Source organism: Bacteroidales bacterium (genome assembly GCA_012519055.1).
In the GTDB taxonomy this organism is placed as follows: domain Bacteria; phylum Bacteroidota; class Bacteroidia; order Bacteroidales; family Salinivirgaceae; genus JAAYQU01.
Genome location: JAAYQU010000023.1, coordinates 19,539 through 38,709, shown reverse-complemented (window position 1 = coordinate 38,709; position 19,171 = coordinate 19,539). Strand labels below are relative to the sequence as shown.

The window sequence follows — 19,171 nt, the reverse complement described above, 5'->3', positions numbered from 1 at the left end:
TCTTTTAAAACTGTCGCTTATTGTTTAATTTAGTAGTCTCAATCGGAGAATAATTTTTAAGTAAATAAATCAATAAAAACATACACATATGAAAAGTTTTTTTAAATATTTTTTCGCATCGCTACTTGCAATGATTGTAGCACTTTTTCTATCGATATTTATTTTCGTTGGTGCTATTGCCAGTCTTATGACTTTTGATAAACCGAAAGTAGCTACAGTTAAACCTAACACAACGATTGTTTTTGAGCTAAATCGCTCTATTGTAGACCGAACATCAGACAATCCATTTGAAAATTTTTCGTTTGGAGAATTGTCAGGCAAGTCAGACAAATCTTCTGTAGGATTAAACAAAATCCTTGAAAATTTGAAAAAAGCTAAAGATGATGAGAATATTAAGGGTGTTTTACTACGTCCCGATATGCTTTCATCAGGAATGGCTACTGTAGAAGAGATACGAAATGCTTTGATAGAGTTTAAAGAGTCGGGGAAATTTTTAATCAGTTATGCCGATATTTATACTCAAAAAGCATATTACTTGGCATCGGTTAGTGACAAAATTTATCTTAACCCCGAAGGGGTCATGCAATTTAACGGATTAGCAGGAAATGTTATGCTTTATAAGCGCACTCTTGACAAATTGGGTGTTGAGCCACAAGTTATTAGACACGGACGTTTCAAATCTGCAGTAGAGCCATTTATTCAAGACAATATCAGTCCGGAGAACCGTTTACAGATTGAAACATACCTAGAGTCAATGTGGACACACATGCTTACTGGTATTGGTCAAGCGCGCTCAATTGAAGTATCAGCACTGCGGGATTATGCAAATCAGTTTGCTATGCTCAATCCAGAAGTTGCTGTAAACAACAAAATGATTGATGGAGCGCGATATTACGATGAGGTCTGTGACGAAATAAAATCGTTATCAGAAACTGACTCAACAGAGGATTTTAATACAATAAGTTTATATAAATATACAAATGTGCCGGGCAAGAAGTCGGATAAATTAATTATCGACCAATCGAAGATAGCTATTATTTATGCACAAGGAGAGATAGGTACGGGTAAAGGTAGTAATACCGAAATAGGCGTTGAAAACATATCAAAAGCTCTTGCTGAAGCACGAAAAGATAAAAGTGTTAAAGCAGTTGTTTTGCGCATAAATAGCCCAGGTGGTAGTGCCCTTACATCTGAAACAATTTTGCGTGAAGCCAAGTTGACACAAAAGGAAAAACCATTAATAGTATCTATGGGTAATGTAGCTGCTTCCGGAGGTTATTATATTGCTTGTGCTGCGGATACTATTGTTGCTAGTCCAAATACAATAACAGGCTCTATAGGTGTTTTCGGGATAATGTTTAATGCAGAAAAACTACTTAATTCTAAGTTGGGAATAACTGTTAATACCGTTAAAACAGATCAATATGCTGATATGGGTTCGCAAATGCGAAAGATGACGCATGCCGAAGAGCAGATTATTAGGCAACAAATTGTGAGAGTATATAAAACATTTGTTGGACACGTATCTGAGGCTAGAAAAATGAGTTTTGACGAAGTTGATAAAATCGGAGAAGGACGTGTATGGACTGGCATTGATGCCAAAAACGTAGGACTTGTTGATCTCTTCGGTGGACTAAACGATGCCGTTCGCATTGCAGCCGAGAAAGCAAAAGTTGAGGATTATAGAATTGTTGAATTACCAACGCTTAAAGACCCATTCAAGGTTCTTTTAGAAGAATTTGAAACAGAGGTGGTTGCAAGAATTTCAGGCGATAAAATAGTAGCAGCAAAATATTTGCAACATATCACAAGCGCACTTAAAATGAGTGGAATACAAGCCAGAATGGAGTACGACTTAGATATCAACTAACAAAAAGGGAAAAGGAGAAAGGTAAAAGTTTGTTTACTAAACCTTTACCTTTCTCCTTTCCTTTTTAAAACTTTCTCCTTGTACCTTTTACCTTGCACCTTTTAACTGTGCCGTGTGGAGATTAGGGGAGTCGAACCCCTGACCTCTTGCCTGCCAGGCAAGCGCTCTAGCCAACTGAGCTAAATCCCCGATAGAGTGCGCAAATTTAATAATTTATTTAATACAAATTGTAATTTTATAAAAGTCTAATCTTTTATAAAATTTTACAATTGTAAATACCGATGTCCAATCGGTATAATTGGGCAACAAACAAATCCGTTTTTTTGCAAAAACTCCAAAACCTTTGGTAAGGCATAACTCATGCGTGGAAAAGCTTTCAGTGAATCATGAAAAACAATAATGTCGCCTGATTTAACGTGTGGAATAACATTGTTCAAACATTTTTCGGGTGTTATTGTCTCTAGATAATCTTGCGATAATATATTCCAGAATATTAAACGATAATCATGTCTTAATCTTCTTATCTGCGACAACTTTATACGCCCGTATGGCGGTCTAAACAGTTTGCTGTCAATGTAGTGTGAAGCTAAATCAATGTCCTCGAAATACTCTTTGTTATTAGTTTTCCATCCTTTTAAGTGGCTATATGTGTGGTTTCCAGTAGAGTGTCCCTCGTTAATCAGTTTTTGATAAAGTTCAGGATTTCTATCTACATTTTTGCCGATACAAAAAAAGGTTGCCTTTGCATTAAAATTTTTTAAAGTTTCTAAAATAAAAGGAGTAGTTTCTGGATTTGGGCCATCATCAAAAGTAATATAAACTTCCCTTTTACTATTTGGGATTCTCCAAACAGTATAAGGGAAAAGGGAAGCAATTATTTTGTATAAGCTGGACAATAATCTACATGATGTTTTTACAAAAATGCTAAATTTTTAAATATTATTTTGATGTTTATAAAAATAATTATACTTTTGCACCCACATAAAATGGCACTGACCCATGGTGTAATGGTAGCACTGCAGATTTTGGTTCTGCCTGTTAAGGTTCGAATCCTTATGGGTCAACTCAGAGCCCTCGCAATCATTAAGTTGTGAGGGTTTTTTTATAACTCCGTTCCCAACAATACAATTAATTCTTACCTTTGACACTATATACGCATTCGAAGTGAAAATTTGGACAAAATATAAGGATAACACCATTTTCAGATTCGTTTTAAGCTTCGCAATTGGAACAGGCTTGAACTTATTAGTGACTTACTCTCCGATAATATCTAGTGCAATAAAAAACTTTATTACAAGTCTGAATCTTAGTACGTTGATGACGTATTTAACTACAAAACATTTAAATTTATTAGGGGTATCTGCTTTCATGACCGGCAATATGATTACTATTGGAGAGAATAGTATTTATTTCACGTATGCTTGTCTTGGAATTAGTAACATAGTCAGATTTGCAGGCTTTATTTTAACATATTTTGGACAATTTTATAAAAAGCTACTTTATATATTGGTAGGCATCTTTGTTTTATTGGTAGCAAATGTAAGTCGAGTCACTTTTATTAGCATAGTTATAAGTTATGATTTCGGTTTATTTGATTTTGTGCATAAATACGGGACAATTTTTTTCGTTTATGGAACGATTTTTCTTTTGTGGGTAGTGTGGTCTAAAATAAACAATAGATAGTTAAACTTAATGGATTGGAAGGTCCAAATTATTTTTCTTATAACAATGTTAAATCGTGGCAGTAGGAGATTTGTGAAATAATGTAGTTACCATCTTCCTCCTGCACCACCGCCACCAAAACTGCCGCCACCACCACCGCTAAAACCTCCGCCTCTACTATAGCCGCCACCTCCGCCACTATAGCCACCACTACTTGACGATCCTGCCGGTTTAAGAATTGCCATAATAATCAGGATGATTGCAAATATTATATATGCAGTCAGGTTACTGTCTTTTTCAATGGTGGAATTGTAATATTCATCTGCAGAATACTCCTGAGAGGCAAGTTGTATCATAACATCAACCGAACGATTGATTCCAATAGCGTAGCGATTACCCTCAATTGTATCGTTTTTGAGAATGGGTATAAATTCATGTTCAACAATGCGTTTCGCAATCGCATCAGATATAACGCCTTCGAGTCCATAGCCTGTTGCAATGAAAATTTCTCCGTGACGTCTTTTTGTTTTAGGCACAATTACTATAACTGCCCCATTGTCCTTGCCTTTTTGCCCAACGCCCCATTTCTCACCAATGCGTTGGGCATAGTCGCCAATCTCATAATCGCCAGTTGTGGCAACAACAATAACGTATATTTGAGTTGACGTAGAGTTATTAAATGCGAGTAGTTTTTGCTCCAAAGCTTGAGTTTCCTCTGCGTTCAAAATCCCAACAAAGTCGTTAAATAGTCGTGGGGGATACATTGGATCGGGCAAATCCTGTGAAAATATGAGGTTTGCAAACAATATGTATGTTAATAGAAAAAGAAGTTTTCGAATCATAATCAATTTCAATGTTTCAGGTTATATAATCTTTGAAAAGTGATTTATCTATAAACACTACTGTTTATCCAAAAGAAATTTTGTCGGGTAACTCATCAACATCGTCAGCTTGGTAAGGGAAAAACTCTTTTAGTTGCAAACCAGCAAGTTTTATACCTTCAGTTAGCCCAATTACCATTTCGCCTTTTTTGAAATGATCAATCATTAAATTTTTGGTATTATTCCAAAAATCGTCAGGCACTTTTTTGTCAATCCCCTCATCGCCGATAATCGCAAACTTGCGATCCAACACAGAAAGATAAATTAAAACACCGTTTTGCAAATCAGTTTTGTGCATTTCGAGTTTATTGAATATTTGCACGGCTCGGTCGATTGGGTTTTTCGTTTTACATTTCGTATCTATATGCACGCGAATTTCGCCCGAAGTGTTGAGTTCTGCTTCGCCAATTGCGTCAACAATTTGCTGTTTTTGCTCAGTAGTGAAAAAATCTTTTGAGTTCATTTTCAACAACTTAACAATTTTTATATAGATGTGTAAAAACAGTTCTAAAACTCAACAGTTGGTGCCTTTTCTGCACCTGTATCAGCCTCAAAATAAGCTTTTCGCTCGAAACCAAAAAGATTTGCCCAAATGTTTTTAGGAAAACGTCTGATATATGAATTAAAATCTTGTGCTGCCTCATTAAATTTTCTTCTCTCAACGGCAATACGGTTTTCAGTACCTTCAAGTTGCGCTTGCAACTCAAGAAAATTTTGGCTTGCTTTCAATTCCGGATAACGTTCCACTGTAATCATTAAACGAGATAATGCGCCACTCAACTCGTTTTGTACAGACTGAAACTGCTCAATATTCCTCTCGCTCAGGTTTGTTGGATCAATTGTTGTTTGAGTTGCTTTCGAGCGAGCCTCAACAACTCCCGTTAGAGTCTCTTTTTCAAAGTCGGCATAGCCTTTAACGGTGTTCACAAGGTTGGGAATCAGGTCTAACCTACGTTGATAAACGTTCTTAACATTGCTCCACTGCGTTGTTACGGCTTCTTCTTTTTTAGTCATTGCGTTATAAGATATTACGGGCGAAATTGCAATAAGTGCGATTAAAACAATCACAATTATCCATACTGTTTTTTTTCTCATTTTTCTATTTTTTAAAATTAATTTCCATCCAAAGTTACGAAAAAACTCATATATAATAAATAGCATAAGCACAATTGATATAGATATAAGTTATGACAACAGTTTATTTGATCTTGTTCATAAATACGGGACAAGATTATCTATGGAATAATGTTGTATGTGGGTAGTATGTATGGTCAAAGAAAAACAACCGATAGTCAAGTTTAACACGTTGTTAACGAAATTTTATACCATTGACACAGGGGAAAACAGATTTTTTTTGTTTCTTTGTTATTATTGCAAACAATGTCTATGGAAGAGTTTGACGACATATTTATTGTAAATGATGATTCAGCAAAGGTTCGCAAAGGTTCTATTCTTATTTCAGAACCCTTGGGACGTGATATGTTTTTTAAAAAATCGGTTGTCCTAATAGTCGAACATAATAGAAAAGGGACAGTTGGCTTTGTTCTAAACAAACCACTTTTCCTTCCAATGCAAGAAATTTTTGATAAATTTCCCAGTATTCCCGATAATGTCTCTTTGGGTGGTCCGGTAGAACTCAACTCCCTACATTTTATTCACACATTGGGCGACAGATTTGGAGAGGCAAAGAAGCTAAAATCAAACTTATACTGGGGAGGGGATTTTGAACAGATGCAAATGCTGATGAAAGCTGGTTCGGTTGACACAACACAAATAAAATTCTTTGTTGGATATAGTGGCTGGGAGCCAGGACAGTTAGACGACGAACTCTCTCGTTCACAATGGGTTGTTTCAAAATTATCTGCTGACAAAATAATTAATTCGCCACGCGATCTTTGGGACGAATGTATTGAATCGTTAGGACAACGATTTAAACCATGGCTACACGTCCCTGATGAGCCTGCAATGAACTAAAGCGGACCGTTGTGAATAACTCTTTAAAAATCATTTGCCGTTTTTTAGAGAAATCTGAATTCTAAACAGTAAATTTGGGGAAAATAATGAATGTATGAAACGAACATGCCAACCTAACTTGGCACGTAAGTTTCGTATGATCTTAGAAGAAAAAATTATAGACATATGAAAGGTTCTGCCGTTCAAACGCCATTGATGAGACAGTATTATAAAATCAAAGAGAAGCATCCCGATGCTGTTCTTCTGTTTCGTGTTGGCGATTTTTATGAAACCTTTGAAAAAGATGCTATAAAAACCTCCGAGATACTTGGAATAACATTGACACGCCGTGCAAATGGTGCGGCTTCATCAGTCGAGTTGGCGGGTTTTCCTTATCATGCTTTGGATACGTATCTGCCCAAACTGGTCAGAGCAGGACAAAGAGTAGCGATATGCGAACAGCTTGAAGATCCCAAACAAGCTAAAACAATAGTTAAACGTGGTATTACTGAGCTTGTTACCCCCGGAACAACCATAAACGAAAATATTTTAAATGGCAGAGAGAACAACTTTCTTGCCTCGGTCTATTTTGACAATAAATTAAGTAGCGTAGCATTTTTAGATTTATCGACAGGAGAGTTTTTTGTTGCAGAGGGTACAGTCGATTATATCGACAAACTTTTGCAAAGTTTTAATCCCAAAGAGATTTTATTCGAAAAAGATCAAAAAGCAAAATTCAAAGAGCTATTTGATACTAAGGCGTTTCCTTTTGGAATGGACGAATGGGCTTATGAATATAATACCGCATACGATATATTGACTAAGCGTTTTGAAACCCAATCTTTAAAGGGTTTTGGTATCGAAAACTTTAAGCATGGGGTTATCGCGGCTGGGGTTATATTGCATTATCTCGAGCTAACACATCATAAAAACTTAGGAAATATAACTTCTCTTTCGCGCATTGATGAGGATAGGTTTGTATGGTTAGATAAATTTACTATTCGCAACCTTGAGGTTTTTGAGGCTCTTCACGAAAAGGGAAAATCTCTTGTTCAGACTATTGATAACACCCTGACTCCAATGGGTAGTCGTTTGTTTAAACGTTGGTTTGCGTTACCATTAAAACAGGTTCAGACAATCAACGACAGGCATAATGTTGTCTCATGGTTCTTAGATAATAGGACTTCGATGGAAGATGCACAGTCTTATATCAGAAAAGTAGGAGATTTAGAGCGACTGATAACAAAGGTTGCCGTTTTGCGGATAAATCCACGCGAACTGGTTGCTTTGGGAGAATCATTAACCGCGCTTGAACCTCTAAAAGAGCTTCTAGGCAAAGCCTCCGAGCCTGTATTGAAGCGTATTGCCGAACAGATACAGCTCTGTAAAATCATGATAGAACGGATAGAGAAAGAGATAAACCCTACGCCACCGCCAAATCTTACAAAGGGAGATGTTATTGCTCATGGCGTAAATGCCGAGCTTGATAAATTGAGAAACATAGCCTTCACCGGAAAGGACTATCTGTCGCAGTTGCAGGAGAAATATTCGAGCGAAACAGGAATACCAAGTTTGAAAATAGCATTCAATAATGTCTTTGGATATTATATTGAGGTTAGGAATACACATAAAAATAAAGTACCGTCAGAATGGATTCGTAAACAAACCCTCGTAAGTGCTGAAAGATACATAACCCCCGAACTTAAAGAGTATGAGGAGCAAATCTTAGGTGCAGAAGAGAAAATTATTGAGTTAGAAAAGCAGCTTTTTAATGACTTGATTGTATCGTTGACAGACTATGTCGCTTCTATTCAGCTTAATGCAAACTTAATTGCACGTCTCGACTGTCTGCAGTCATTTGCGACTGTCGCCATATCAAATAATTATTGCCGCCCAGAAGTAACAGATAGTTTGGATATAGATATTAAACAAGGACGACATCCTGTTATCGAGACACATATGCCACTAGGCGAAGAATATGTGGCTAATGACGTGTTTATAAACAACGATGATCAGCAAATAATTATCATTACCGGTCCAAACATGTCGGGTAAATCTGCGCTTTTAAGACAAACCGCGCTGATTACTTTGATGGCACAAGTGGGTTGCTATGTTCCTGCAAAAGAGGCAAAAATAGGTGTCGTTGATAAGATATTTACTCGTGTGGGGGCTTCTGACAATATTTCGTTGGGAGAATCGACATTTATGGTTGAGATGAACGAAGCCGCCAGCATTCTTAACAATCTGTCGGAGAGAAGTTTAGTCCTTTTCGATGAGTTAGGACGTGGCACCAGTACATACGACGGTATCTCAATAGCTTGGTCGATAGTTGAGTATTTGCACGAGCACACAAAACATAGACCTAAAACCATGTTTGCAACTCATTATCACGAGCTTAACGAAATGGAATCGACCTTTAAACGAATAAAAAACTATAATGTTTCGGTTAGGGAGGTAAACAACAAAATAATATTTTTAAGAAAGCTTGTGAGAGGCGGTAGTGAGCATAGTTTTGGTATTCACGTTGCAAAAATGGCAGGAATGCCGCCTACAATTGTTAAACGAGCTGAGCAAATTCTTTCAGAATTGGAGGGTAGCGCAGGAGAAAAAAAACTGACCAAGCCAGTAAAAGATTTAGGAAGCAAGCGCGAAGGTTATCAGTTGAGCATCTTTCAATTAGACGATCCAACTTTGATGCAAATCCGTAACGAAATTAAAAACCTTGATATCAACAATATCACACCACTTGAAGCCCTTAACAAACTGAACGAGATTAAGAAAATAATTGGACTAAAATAGTTGTAGAGACGGAGTATGCACCGTCTCTACGTGTAAATCCGTTACATCTGAGTTATCCGTGTTCCAAAACTCGAACATAAAACAAATTTTAATAATATGAGAATCTCGGTATTTGCACTAACGTTGTTTGCCGTTTCATTTTTTCAAATGAAGGCATTCAGTCAACTTACTATTAAAGGTAGAGTTGTTGCAGAACAAAGTTTAGAAGCCCTGTCATTCGTCTCTATACAGATTAAAAACACAAGTTACGGAACAATTTCATCTTACGAGGGGTTTTTCTCCTTATTTATTGAAAATAAATACATTGGAGACTCAGTAATTTTCTCATTTATGGGATTTGAAAGCAAAACTGTTGCCATACAGGATTTTAGCAAAATCAGCGTTATCAAGTTAAAGCCTACAAGCATAATGTTAGACGAAGTAAAAGTTGTCGAAAAAGACCCGCATTTGATTTACAAAAACTTTTATTCAATCGTTGACAGTTATCGAAAATCTAAAAGCGGATATTTTGGTAAAACATTCTTTTCGTTAAGTAGCTTTAATGGGATATTGCCAGTCGAAATTATCGAGGGTTTGTATAATTGCGAATATACTGATAATTCAGGTATTGCAAACGCAAATCTCAAAATGGGCAGATATGGTCACGATTCAAATTCTTATTTCTATAGTTTAAATACGTCTGATATTCTGATAAACTACAAACTGTACAGCACCGACGACAACACATATTTACCTTTGTGGCCCGGAAAGATGAGCCTAAATTCAATCAAAAAGAACTATATAATAACTGCAAGAACTGGTGGTACAAATAGTTACATAATATATACATTTAAGGCAAAAGACAAAAATATTTTTAGCGGCAGTTTGACATTCGATATAGCTACTAAAAAGATAGTAAAAGTTGCCCTGTTAATCGAGAAACCTCAAAAGAGTGTTTTCGCGCCAATAAACCCACAACATAGATTAGAACTATTAAACATTGACATTCAGATTGTTTACAATCCACAAAACTTGCAACACATTAAATATATAACTGTCAATTATGATATCGATTATTTCTCATCGGAGCAGACGATGAAAATAAATACAAAAGCTCTGTTTTTGCTGTTCCACGAGGGAGCGTCTTATATCGACCCAGTTTTCACAAGCGATCCCTGTTTATCAAACGATTATGAAAGAATTCTTGCCGTAGGATTTGACTCCGTTTTTTGGAAAACAAACTATAATCTTCCTCTAAGCGATAAAACGGCAAGTGCTTTTGATTATTTAGTCAAGCACGGCTCAACCGTAAATTTTGATATCAACCAAGAGTTTAAAATAGAAGATAAAGAACATTTTAATCTCATGCCGTGGAGTGAACATCAAAGAATAAAATGGAGCGACTTTAACCATAATTCAAAGGACTTTGGTATAAGAGAAAAGAAAATTAATACTCCAAATAATTATTACACGCCAGCCGATTTATATAACATTGATTTTTCCTTTATGGTTAACCCAATTAGAACCGAGGGAGAGAATTTTCGTTATATTTCAAACACATTTTTTAACCGCAGAAAATCATACTATTTTCTTGAAAAGGACGAGAAAACTTTAGCATTGGTAAACATCTTGTTCGATATGAATAATGTTGAAAAAAACACAATGGATTCCATGCTAATGGTTGACAACACAGTTTTTAACCGAGGAATAGTCGAACAGGCATGCATACGCGCTAACAACAACACTATCAACATTATAAAACATACCGATAGAGGCAGAGATTTTGAAAAACTAAAAGAGATAAATAGAACTTATCTTCAAAAAACAGGTATTGACAACATCTCTCTTTTTGCTCGCAAATACAAAGAAGTTGTGTTGGATAACGAAACTTCAGCCGACAGCGATTACAATATAGGCACGGCTCTACTGCTCAAGAAAGATTATATAGGAGCTATTTTGCACTTAACCAAGGCTTTAGAAACATCTACAAATAACAGTCAAAAGAGAGACATCTATTACAACAGAGCTGTCGCCTTTATCGAACTAAACGATATTCCGAAAGCAAAGCGAGACCTTCAGAATGCAATAAATTTGGGAGATGTGGAGTCTCAAAAACTATTAGATAAAATTGAAGATAGATAAAAATTAAAAAGTAAAAGTTGAAAGTAATTGTCAATTTCTTTTACCTTGTACCTTTCTCCTTTCACCTTTTAATCATTACATCTGAGTTATCCGTGTTCTATACTTTCTTACACATTTTGCTCCCGTATAATCCCCTCGCGATAAGCCTTTAACAAGAACTCTAAGTCTTTAATCTGCTTTTGAAGCTCAATACCAATATCTGTATCGCCAACACGTTTGCGGCTTGTAACACGTTTCAATATGGTCTGCATGGTGCTTATATCAACCTCCTCTTCGATAGCTTTCTTTTTCGATTCAAAAGATTTATGAGCTACCAATATCAAACCATAAGAGTTGTATATCAGCGTGTAACCAGCTATTCCTGTAACAGGTTGATATGCTTTTGACATTCCACCGTCAATTACAATTAACTTTCCGTTGGCTTTAACAGGGTTTTCACCTCTTGAAAACTTAACTGGCGTGTGTCCATTAATAATATGGCTATCATCAGGGTTAAGACCAAATTCTTTTAAAATATTGTTGCAAACTGTTTCGTCGTCTCGTAGTTTGAAATATGAATTTTTCTCTTCCTCGTGAGTTTTTTTATCTTCAACAAGGTACATTTCAAAAGTTGCCATTTTTCTTTTTCCGAAAAGAGGAGAGTCGGGTCCCTGCCACAGATACCAAAAGTAATCAAGTTCGTATGAGTTTGGCAAACCTTGATTTGCATTAGCCATTGCTCTTCTCATGATTTTTTCAAGCTCATCGAACAGTGCTTTTCCTTTTAGTTTTTTATCCAAAACCTTAACCTCTTTCAGTGAGCCATCTTCATTTAAGGGAATACATCCGTGCACAAGCAAATTGGAGTTGTATGTCAGATACATGCTTCCCTTATCGAAAAGATACTGTATGTGTTTTCTTAACTTCTCTGATGTCAAAAACGCACTTTGCAATCTATCTATCACAGTCGTCTCTTCTTCAGTCAGCTTATATGGATTTTTAGGATCTAATGTTGGGAAACTCGTATCTTTTAGTGGATAGATTTCACCGTCAATTTCAACTGTACCTTTTTCTTTATCAATACGATGCATGCGTTTGACATGTTCCATATCAAATAATGGATTATTGTCAATAATTTGTCCGTCAAGTTTAAATTGAATAATGCTAATAGCTTTATGCATTCGCCTTACAAGCATCTCTTGTGATTCCGAGTAGTTGGTTTGGACTTTTGGTTTAAACGGGAGACACTCCTCACTTCCGTATGTTTCTATTGCAAATGTGGCTAAGGGCAACAGATTTATTCCGTAATTATCTTCAATTATCGCTAAGTTGTCGTATCTGGCAGCCATTCTAATTACAGAGGCTATACAAGCCTTAGAGCCAAGTGCAGCACCCATCCAAACAACATCGTGATTGCCCCATTGTATATCAACGTCTTGATACTGCATAAGTGTATCTATAACAACATCAGGACTTGGACCTCTGTCATAAATATCCCCAACAATATGCAAACGGTCTATTGTAAGTCTTCTTATTAGAACACAAATTTCGTATATAAACGCGTCTGCTCTACCGGTTTCGATTATTGCATTTATAATAGAGTTGTAATACTCTGATTTGTTGACATCTAAGTCGTGCTCGTGCAAAAGCTCTTCGATAACATAAGCAAAATCGGCGGGCAACATTTTTCTAACTTTAGAGCGAGTATATTTTCCACTGGCATTGCGACAAACTTCTATTAGTCTGTGTAGTGTAATTTTATACCACTCTTTGGGGTTCTCTTCGGTTCTGAGGATATATCGGAGTTTCTCTTTTGGATAATATATTAATGTTGCCAATTGTGATTTTTCCGACTGTCGCAAACTATCTTTGAACACATCATTAATTTTTCTTTTTATAACCCCCGATGCATTATTCAGTATGTGTGTGAACGCTTCGTATTCTCCATGAATATCGGAGATAAAGTGTTCTGTGCCTTTTGGCAGGTTTAAAATCGCACTTAAATTAATAATTTCGGTACTTGCTTTTTGAATTGTCGGATACCTTTGCGACAATGATTTTAGAAGTCTCAGTTCAGTATCGGTCATAGCTTTTTTTTAATTTTTACAAAGATAAGATTTAAGAACAATCTAACAAGCGTTTTAAGCTCATTGACAAGATTTAGTAACACAGTTTTATTAGAGAGGAGAAAATTATCAGCTTACAGTTGTAAAAGCTATCTGAACTTTTTGTCCTATTCGATATTTTGCCATTCTAACAGCTTTTGTTTTAATATTTTGCAGTGATGATGTTTTCCATTGAAGTGTAATTTAATTTACTTTAAGCAAGTAGTTGTGTTTCTGGATAATATAGGTCCGATGCTTTTTTTACAATGGAATTAATTATAGTGAGTTTTCAATTCTTTAATATGTTGAAAACATTAAAGTTTTAATATTTGACGTGGCAATTTATTGACTTAATAATATGTTGTTGTAGTGGTTTTGTAGCGGTAAAATAGTTGACAGTATTAAAAAATGGTGGTATTCTTGCATGAATTTTTTCTCAGCTATCCAACAAAATGCCCCGGTCCGCTATGATATTGTCACACTACACTTGAGCGCATTTTATGACAATTACGGGGCGTTTTGTTTTAAAGTAATGTAATAAACAATAAAATTTGGATTAGATTTGTGTAAATAATATCTAAGCGTTATTTTTCGTTAAACTTTAAACCAATAAAATTATTAAACAATGAAAAAACAAATTCTATTTTCTATTTTAATGATTGTAATTGCAACTTCGCTATCAGCTCAAAAAATACCATCAGTAGATTTAAAAACCATTAATGGTAAAACTTGCAATACCTCTTCAATAATAACAAATAAAGGGAAACCAATTGTTATAAGTTTTTGGGCAACTTGGTGCAAACCCTGTATTAAGGAGCTTTCTGCTTTTCACGATAATTATATTGACTGGCAAGAAGAGACGGGAGTTAAAATAGTCGCAATTTCAATTGACGATACCAGAAGTATGTCTCGTGTTGCTCCTTTTGTTAACGCTAAAGGATGGGAGTTTGAGGTTTATTGCGATCCAAATGGCGACTTTAAAAGAGCAATGAACGTAGCAAACCCTCCCCATACATTTTTGATTGATGGTTCAGGTAATATTGTTTGGCAGCATAGCGGATATGTTGAAGGAGACGAAGAAGAGCTATACAAAAAAATAAAGGGGCTTAAAAAGTAATTAGTAAGCTTCTTTTCATTTTATTATTGTGGTTGTAATATCAAATAGCTATTTGCAACTACTGTTAAATTAAATAACAGAATCGAAATGCGCATAAAACTACCGACAATAGCTATTGCACTATTGTTATCATATTCAGGCTTTTCACAAGTAGATGAGGAAATACGGGGTCAGTTCTCGGGAAACTTTCAACTTGATGGACAAACTTATGTTAAAGATAGTTTAACAGGAGCAGAAGAGGCACCGGAAGATGTTCTAATTAATGCCTACGGTAATTTGAGATACAATTACGGAAAGCTTACAGCAGGGATCCGTTTCGAGGCTTATTTGAACACAATGCAAGGAATATCAAAAAACTATGATGGGACAGGTATTCCGTATAAATTTTTCAATTATAAAAATAACGAATTAGAGTTTACTGTAGGAAACTTTTATGAGCAGTTTGGAAGCGGTATGGCTTTGCGCGCATATGAAGATAAAACTTTAGGTATAGATAATGCTTTTGAGGGAGTTTTGGTAAAACACAATCCTTATAATGGCATATATTTTAAGGGATTAGTCGGAAAACAGAGACTCTTTTTTGGTCAAGGTCCCGGTATTGTCAGGGGAATAGATGGCGAGTTTCAACTAAACGAAGCTTTTAAACTTGACAGTATGAAGACTCAAATAACCCTTGGTGGGAGCTTCGTATCTAAATATCAACCCGATAAAAATCCGTTATTAAAGTTACCTGAAAATGTTGCCCTGTTTGCATCACGTTTAAATATTCAAAATGGGGGTTTTACATTGGTATCTGAATATGCATACAAAGTTAACGACCCTTCTGCTGATAATCAAAACAACTATCAGCCTGGACAAGCAATAATGACTGATTTATCATACACAGTAGGAAGCTTTGGACTAATAGTTGGAGGGAAGTGGCTAAATAATATGAGTTTTAGGTCAGACAGAAACGCTCGTCAGAATGACTTGCTTATCAATTACTTGCCGGCTATATCGAGAAATCATACTTATAGTATGGCGGCAATGTACCCCTATGCAACAACACTAAACGGCGAAGCCGGTGTAAAAGGAGAAATATTTTATCGTTTTAAAAGAAATACACCATTAGGTGGTAAATATGGAACACTTGTTACATTAAGTTACAGCAGGGTTAACAGCATTGACACAACTAATTTACCAATGTTTGACTCACTTCGACCGCACTGGAACAGATATGAAACCAAGTTTCTAAGCGTTGGGGAGGAGAGGTACTATGAAGATTTGTGCCTAGAGGTGCAAAAGAGACTAACAAGCAAACTATCTGGTATTTTTACAGCGCAATATACAGCCTATAATAAACAAGTTTTAGAAGGAAAAGATGGTATGATAGAGGCGTTTATTTTTGTTGGAGACCTGTCATACCGTATACGTCCAAAACACACTCTACGAGCTGAATTACAGTATCTTGAAACAAAACAGGAAAACGGAAGTTGGTTGGCAGGAACATTGGAATATACCATCTCGCCTAATTGGTTCATCGCACTTATTGATCAATACAATTATGGTAATCCAGAAGTTGATAAACAGTTGCACTACTTTATGGTACGTGGGGGTTACACAAGGGGTTCAAACAGAATTCAAATAGGATATGGAAGGCAGAGTATGGGTGTAATATGTGTTGGAGGAGTTTGTAGAGTTGTACCTGCATCAACGGGATTTAATTTTTCTATATCAAGTACATTTTAAAAAGAGAGATTATGAGGACAATATATTTGATATTAGCAGTTGCTTTTGCAACATTTATATTGCATTCGTGTGATATAATAGAAGGAAATCCATATGAAGCGGTTGGTGGTGGCGGTCATGGTGATACGGTTTCTACTGATGTTACGAAAAGAGTGCTTTTAATTGAATTTACAGGCTTTCTATGTACAAGCTGCCCGGAGGCACACGCTCAAATTAACTTATTAAAAGATGCTTATGGAGATAAGTTGTTGCCAATCGCAATTCATGCAGGGAAGTTTGCAATACCTACTGCATCATTGCCATACGATTATAGAACCAATTTTGGTACCGCTTTGCATGATCATATTATTCCCAATGGTTACCCTGCCGGTATAGTATCATCTTTGTTATCATCTAACCAAAGTTCAGCAACAGATTGGGCAGGACAGGTAGAAGAGTCGTTAAAGGTATCAACAAGCCTTTCAATAGAAATTGAAAACAGTGTTGTTAGTAGTGATATCAAGACAAATATAAAAATAAAAAACACTAAACCTGAAATTGCGTTAAACGATTTAAAAGTATTTACTTTATTAGTTGAAGATTCAGTTGTAGGAGCACAACGTTTTCCGGGAGGTGAAACGGTAGACGATTACGTTCATAATCATATGTTAAGACACGGATTTACAACAAGTCATTTAGGAAACAATTTTGTTTTTAATGACCAAAATGAGTTTGATACTACATATTCTGTGTCTATTGACGGGGAATGGAGGGTAAATAAACTTTCTGTCGTTGTTTTTGTTACTAACATAGATGATGAGGTTTTACAAACAAATTACAAAAATATTGAGTAATAAAAATCAATATATAAGGCACGAATTTTGCAGCCATAATACTAACTAAAAAACATAAGCTTATGAAAAAACAACTACTATTTGTAATTTTTGTTTTGGCATCATTCTTTCTCGGTGCTCAAAGTATTGAAATATATGACTTAGATGGAAATATTATTCCAGCAGGTCAGAATTATGTTGTAAAAGGAAATGCAGGAGACTTTTTGGCTACATACCTGAAGGTGAAAAACGTAAGTGAAAATCCTGTTGAGGTCAAGTTCCGCAAACAAGTTTTAGAAACATTTGGAGAAATAGAGATCTCGTTTTGTTGGGCTGGTGCTTGTTTACCTCCACACATTAATGAGAGCCCCGGATTTGTAACGATTCAACCTGGTGAGTTTTCAGAAGAAAATTTAGGTGTTGAAATTTTTTCAGAAACTGCAGAAGAAGGTATTGCAAGAATAGCAATGACAGCCTTTGATAGTAATAATCCAAGTGATTCTACTCGTATTGTTGTTGTTGCCGATTATTTTACTTCTATCAAAGAAGCTGATAAAGTTCACATGAAAATTTATCCAAACCCAACAAATGGTGAGCTAAATATTACAGGAGGATACGGTAAAACGGTAAAAGTATTTAACGCTATTGGTCAGCTTATGTTCTCGCAGCAGCTTAATAGTGATCAAGAACTATTAGATTTAAGTTTTATAAAATCGGGAATTTATATGGTTCAATTAACTGATAACGGAAAAATAATAGAAACAAAAAAATTGATTAAGCAGTAGCTTTAAAGATAAGTTTTTTAAGTTTTCATAATTTTTGTGGTAAAAGTACTCTGCTGTTGTAAAAGCAGGGTACTTTTTACTTTTATACAAGTGACCATAATTAATGTGAGTTCTGCAAAGATGCTTTCTATTGAAAAATAACTGTTAATGGTAGCAACATTGCTGTTTTAAGAGCTGAAATATCAGGTAAAAATGTAGGGGAGTGTAAACCAACATCTTTCTTGTTTTTGTTTGTTACGCCAATCCTATAATAAACAGCAGGAATCAATTGAGCAAAACGAGAGAAGTCATCAGTTGTCATTCTAATTGGTAAATCAACAACCTTTTCTTCACCAAGAATGTTTATGGCAAGTTGTTTTAATTGTTCGGTTTCGTGCTTGTCGTTAATCAAAACAGGATAACCGTCACGGATATTAACGCTACCTTTGCAGCCAAACACTTGACTTGTTTTTTCGACTATATTGATTATCTGTTCTTTGGCAGCTTCGCGCCACGTTTCGTTTAATGTTCGCATTGTGCCATGCGCAGTTGCTGTTTCTGGCAATATGTTTGTGGCGCCGTTAGCTTCAATTTTCCCAAAGCTTAGAACAAAAGGTTCTGTTTGATTTACAAATCTTGATTTTATTTGTTGCAACGACACAATTGTTTGTGACAAAGCCAACACAACATCGTTTGCAAGGTGTGGCAGTGCTCCGTGACCACCCTTTCCCTCAATCGTAATTTCAATTTCGTCTCCTGAAGCCATATATGCTCCCGAACGAAATCCTACGTATCCTGTTGGCAGGTCGGGCAAAACGTGTTGTCCTATAATTAAATCGGGTTTTTTGGAGGCAAATAATCCTCGTTCTATCATTTGTAAAGCTCCACCAGGAAGAGATTCTTCCGAAGGCTGAAAAATAAATGTAACTTTACCTTTTAATGAATTTATGTTTTCACTGACAATTGTAGCAATTCCAAGCAGAGCAGCCATGTGAAAATCGTGTCCGCAGGCATGCATAACGCCTTTGTTTTTACTTTTATATTCTACTTTGGTCTTCTCTTCAATGGGGAGTGCATCGAGTTCGGCTCTGAAAGCAATATGTTTGCCGGGCTCTTTTCCTTGAATTTCGCAAACAATGCCTGTACCGGCAATATTTCTAATGCCCTTATGTGTTAATTTATTTAGCTTATCAACAATAAAATGATTTGTTTTAAACTCTTTTCCAGATAGCTCAGGGTTTTGATGTAACCACTTATACCATGACTCAACCTGTGGAATAATATCTTCAACCAGCTCTTTAATCTTATTTTGATCCATGTTTATATTGAATTTAAAAGCCTAAATTATTTGTAAAGATAGTCGAAATTAATAAAAGAGAT

At 35.8% G+C, this 19,171-nt stretch carries 15 protein-coding genes and 2 tRNA genes; 10 read left to right on the top strand and 7 right to left on the bottom strand.

Going from position 1 to position 19,171, the window contains the following annotated elements; genetic code table 11:
* The first annotated feature begins 88 nt into the window (after positions 1–88).
* A complete protein-coding gene (gene sppA, locus GX311_04630) occupies positions 89–1,870 on the top strand; it encodes a signal peptide peptidase SppA (GenBank protein NLK15663.1) in 1,782 nt (593 codons plus the stop codon).
* Between the two features lie 115 nt (positions 1,871–1,985).
* Here the strand turns inward: sppA and GX311_04625 are convergent.
* Together GX311_04625 and GX311_04620 are read right to left on the bottom strand one after the other, a co-directional pair.
* Positions 1,986–2,059: transfer RNA gene (locus GX311_04625), tRNA-Ala, on the bottom strand.
* 74 nt (positions 2,060–2,133) lie between these two features.
* Positions 2,134–2,766: a polysaccharide deacetylase family protein gene (locus GX311_04620; GenBank protein NLK15662.1), complete on the bottom strand. Its 633-nt coding sequence runs from the start codon at positions 2,764–2,766 to the stop codon at positions 2,134–2,136.
* Between the two features lie 97 nt (positions 2,767–2,863).
* On the opposite strand from GX311_04620, the gene GX311_04615 reads away from it, so the two are divergent.
* Both GX311_04615 and GX311_04610 read left to right on the top strand, forming a co-directional pair.
* Positions 2,864–2,934: transfer RNA gene (locus tag GX311_04615), tRNA-Gln, on the top strand.
* Between the two features lie 100 nt (positions 2,935–3,034).
* A complete protein-coding gene (locus GX311_04610) occupies positions 3,035–3,553 on the top strand; it encodes an archaeosortase/exosortase family protein (protein ID NLK15661.1) in 519 nt (172 codons plus the stop codon).
* 86 nt (positions 3,554–3,639) lie between these two features.
* Here the strand turns inward: GX311_04610 and GX311_04605 are convergent, their stop codons facing one another.
* The 3 genes from GX311_04605 to GX311_04595 form a co-directional block, all read right to left on the bottom strand.
* Positions 3,640–4,374 (bottom strand): TPM domain-containing protein, encoded by a 735-nt coding sequence (locus tag GX311_04605; protein ID NLK15660.1) that lies wholly within the window; start codon positions 4,372–4,374, stop codon positions 3,640–3,642.
* A 64-nt stretch (positions 4,375–4,438) separates the two neighbouring features.
* Positions 4,439–4,876: a TPM domain-containing protein gene (locus GX311_04600; GenBank protein NLK15659.1), complete on the bottom strand. Its 438-nt coding sequence runs from the start codon at positions 4,874–4,876 to the stop codon at positions 4,439–4,441.
* A 44-nt stretch (positions 4,877–4,920) separates the two neighbouring features.
* Positions 4,921–5,508 (bottom strand): LemA family protein, encoded by a 588-nt coding sequence (locus GX311_04595; protein NLK15658.1) that lies wholly within the window; start codon positions 5,506–5,508, stop codon positions 4,921–4,923.
* Between the two features lie 291 nt (positions 5,509–5,799).
* Here GX311_04595 and GX311_04590 point away from each other — a divergent pair, with 291 nt between their 5' ends.
* The 3 genes from GX311_04590 (at position 5,800) to GX311_04580 (ending at position 11,286) form a co-directional block, all read left to right on the top strand.
* On the top strand, positions 5,800–6,387 hold the full coding sequence (locus tag GX311_04590) for a YqgE/AlgH family protein (GenBank protein ID NLK15657.1): 588 nt from the start codon (positions 5,800–5,802) through the stop codon (positions 6,385–6,387).
* 165 nt (positions 6,388–6,552) lie between these two features.
* The gene (mutS, locus tag GX311_04585) at positions 6,553–9,165 is read left to right on the top strand and encodes a DNA mismatch repair protein MutS (GenBank protein NLK15656.1); all 2,613 of its coding nucleotides are present in this window, start codon (positions 6,553–6,555) and stop codon (positions 9,163–9,165) included.
* Positions 9,166–9,261: 96 nt separating this feature from the next.
* Entirely contained in the window at positions 9,262–11,286 is a 2,025-nt protein-coding gene (locus tag GX311_04580) for a hypothetical protein (protein ID NLK15655.1), read from the top strand.
* Positions 11,287–11,393: 107 nt separating this feature from the next.
* On the opposite strand, the gene GX311_04575 is transcribed toward GX311_04580, so the two are convergent.
* A complete protein-coding gene (locus tag GX311_04575; protein NLK15654.1) occupies positions 11,394–13,352 on the bottom strand; it encodes a fructose-1,6-bisphosphatase in 1,959 nt (652 codons plus the stop codon).
* 643 nt (positions 13,353–13,995) lie between these two features.
* Between GX311_04575 and GX311_04570 the strand changes: the two genes are divergently transcribed.
* The 4 genes from GX311_04570 (at position 13,996) to GX311_04555 (ending at position 17,812) form a co-directional block, all read left to right on the top strand.
* Positions 13,996–14,487, top strand: a complete 492-nt coding sequence (locus tag GX311_04570) for a TlpA family protein disulfide reductase (GenBank protein ID NLK15653.1) — start codon at positions 13,996–13,998, stop codon at positions 14,485–14,487.
* A gap of 87 nt (positions 14,488–14,574) precedes the next feature.
* Positions 14,575–16,215 carry a hypothetical protein gene (locus tag GX311_04565; protein NLK15652.1) on the top strand — a complete coding sequence of 547 codons (1,641 nt, stop codon included), beginning with the start codon at positions 14,575–14,577 and terminating at the stop codon, positions 16,213–16,215.
* Positions 16,216–16,226: 11 nt separating this feature from the next.
* Positions 16,227–17,048, top strand: a complete 822-nt coding sequence (locus tag GX311_04560; GenBank protein NLK15651.1) for an Omp28-related outer membrane protein — start codon at positions 16,227–16,229, stop codon at positions 17,046–17,048.
* Between the two features lie 62 nt (positions 17,049–17,110).
* Entirely contained in the window at positions 17,111–17,812 is a 702-nt protein-coding gene (locus tag GX311_04555; GenBank protein NLK15650.1) for a T9SS type A sorting domain-containing protein, read from the top strand.
* A gap of 127 nt (positions 17,813–17,939) precedes the next feature.
* On the opposite strand, the gene GX311_04550 is transcribed toward GX311_04555, so the two are convergent.
* Positions 17,940–19,109 (bottom strand): amidohydrolase, encoded by a 1,170-nt coding sequence (locus GX311_04550; GenBank protein ID NLK15649.1) that lies wholly within the window; start codon positions 19,107–19,109, stop codon positions 17,940–17,942.
* Between the last annotated feature and the right edge of the window lie 62 nt (positions 19,110–19,171).